Origin of the sequence: Succinimonas sp. (assembly GCF_045225735.1) — a bacterium.
Classification (GTDB): Bacteria; Pseudomonadota; Gammaproteobacteria; order Enterobacterales; family Succinivibrionaceae; genus Succinimonas.
The window spans coordinates 1-2291 of sequence record NZ_JBGVBR010000324.1; the positions used below are offsets into that span (position 1 = coordinate 1).

A 2291-nucleotide genomic window follows, 5' to 3' on the forward strand; every position below is an offset into this window, starting at 1 on the left:
TTATCCATATACATGGTTGCCATCCGGTAATATGTTGACGCACGAAGATACGCAGTAGATGCACTAATCTTCTTTTCATTTTTCTCAGAGTTCTGTGCCCTCGTTTTAAGTTTTGATGCAAGATCAGCCCACGTATTCTCCCAACTGTCGGTTTCCTTGTCATTCAAACGGCTTACAACCTCGAACGCTTCTCCGGCATCCGCCATGCCAAGATAGCAGAGTCCCATCACATGCTTCATAATGGCATCCGTCATGATCCCGTCCGTAAACTTAAGCTCAGACCAATGATCGCCTGAGATTGACTGTATGCTCGGTCCTTTTGACATTGGACCGTTGTTTTTCTTTAAAATACTCATTGAGGTACCTCCTTGTTCATTTGACTTATCAACTGTGTTTTTGAATAAAAACCGGCAGTCGCATTCTGTGTCTGCCGGCCTTATTTCATTCCCACGCAAAATTATCTTTTCCTGCTCCAAGCTCAAAATGGTATTTCACAAGGCCGGTATCCACCCCGGTAAAGATTCCATTATCACAGGAAATGGAAACCTTGCTTTCTTTTCCGCTTATAGTAAATGCCTGCTTTGCCAACGCCGTAGGTGCCAGAAGTGCTGCATCCACACCATTCTTAAACCACTCGGGCACTTCTCCGTCATAAGTACTGACATCGGATGCCTTCTTAGACTTATGCGGCACCCCCTGTGTCTGACCATAACCTACAGCAATGATCCCCACCGGTTTTGCTCCCTCTGCCTTCTCCTGTGCTCCCTTCCTGTTAAAGGTTCCACCGACCCACCATGTATTCAGCCCCAGTGTCTGCGCATACAGCATAAGGTCTGCGCCGCAATAGCCACATAGTTCATCAGCACCTTCCGGCCCCGCCATAATGAAAAAGTTGTTCACGCCCTTGGCCAGGATCAGCTTGATCACGCCCGGAACCGCAGTATTATCATTTGTCATGAGCTTAATGGATAGTCCAAACTGCTCATTATTTTTTCTTACGCGGTCATTCAGTTTCGTCACGATATCCTCCGGGATAGCTTTATCCGTGTATTTACGCACCATATGCCGTTCTAACATTGCCTGTTTCATATCCATATGAAATCCCTCCATTTACTGATTGATTTCCTTTGCCCGCTGCGACATCTTCTTTAACTGAGCAGCAAAGACTTCTGCTTCCTTTTGCGTCATGTCCTGTGTAATAAAATCCACCCATTTCTTCTGAAGCTCACGGATCCGCGGCTCTGCGTTCTTCGCCTTATCAGTCAGATACACCCTTTTTGCCCGGTAATTTTCTTCGTGCGCTTCCCTGCGGACAAGCCCTTTCTTCTCCATTCCCTGGATAGTTCTTGTCGTTGCCGCCTTATCTACGGTAATCACAGCTGCCATCTCCTCTTGGGTAAGTCCGTCTCTATTATACAGCTGTGAAAGGTACATCAGCTCCGATGCTGTAATCTCAACATCAGATAGTTCATGACCAAAGAACAAATTCAGCTGACGCATCAACACAGATATATATGTTCCTGCTTTTAACATTTTAATTCCTCCATCTCAGTTGACAAGTCAATTGTACTAAAATTGTATTGACTTGTCAACTGAAAATTCAAAAAAAGGCAGCTGACAGACAAAACTCCATCAGCCGCAATTATTACACTCTCTGGCAGAAATCCAAACTCAGCCAGCCAATCCCGCTTTTCAGTTTCCCCCAAAGAGAAGCCCACGCACCACTGGAAGTAGTCACAATGGTATAAATACCCGGAGGACAGAACTGAACCCTATCATAGTTGGTTCCCGGACCTTTCTTGATATTCAGATCACTGATCTTCACCTGTACCAGAAACGGCACCTTCACCGCAGGCTCCGCCGTTTTAGGCTCATACACCACCTTGCCGTCAGCATCGAACACCTTATATCCAGGATTCTGATCTGCACACTTCTTCGCATTGGCAAGAACCTTGTAAGTGCCCTTCTGACTCTTACTATCCGCCCATGTCTTCCTGACACGGTACCACTTGACCGTCTCGCCGCCAGAATCCTTCGCGTCATACGGCGTCAGCTTCCGCTTCTCGATATACATTGATGAATGACGGGGAAGCAAGCAGAGTTTTTGTGGGTGACGATGCAGAAATACTTAACAACCCTTCATGGGTTGATGTGCAGATTAAGCAGATTAAACTGCAATATAACGCTCATCTTATAAAATTTGTAGACACCCTGTTTTCTTCTTGTTTCGGAAGTTCAACTCCGGCTTTCATCCCAGCTTCCTTCAATTTGAGGAGCCATGCCATATTTCT

At 45.9% G+C, this 2291-nt stretch carries 3 protein-coding genes and 1 pseudogene; all 4 read right to left on the reverse strand.

Annotation, left to right across the window (positions count from 1 at the left end; translation table 11 throughout):
* Positions 1–356, reverse strand: a pseudogene (locus tag ACJROR_RS11635) (hypothetical protein); the annotation flags it as partial.
* Between the two features lie 85 nt (positions 357–441).
* Positions 442–1095 (reverse strand): nitroreductase family protein, encoded by a 654-nt coding sequence (locus ACJROR_RS11640; RefSeq protein WP_406547179.1) that lies wholly within the window; start codon positions 1093–1095, stop codon positions 442–444.
* A 15-nt stretch (positions 1096–1110) separates the two neighbouring features.
* A complete protein-coding gene (locus ACJROR_RS11645) occupies positions 1111–1533 on the reverse strand; it encodes a MarR family winged helix-turn-helix transcriptional regulator (RefSeq protein ID WP_034491627.1) in 423 nt (140 codons plus the stop codon).
* A gap of 112 nt (positions 1534–1645) precedes the next feature.
* Entirely contained in the window at positions 1646–2074 is a 429-nt protein-coding gene (locus tag ACJROR_RS11650) for a hypothetical protein (RefSeq protein WP_406547180.1), read from the reverse strand.
* Positions 2075–2291 lie beyond the last annotated feature (217 nt).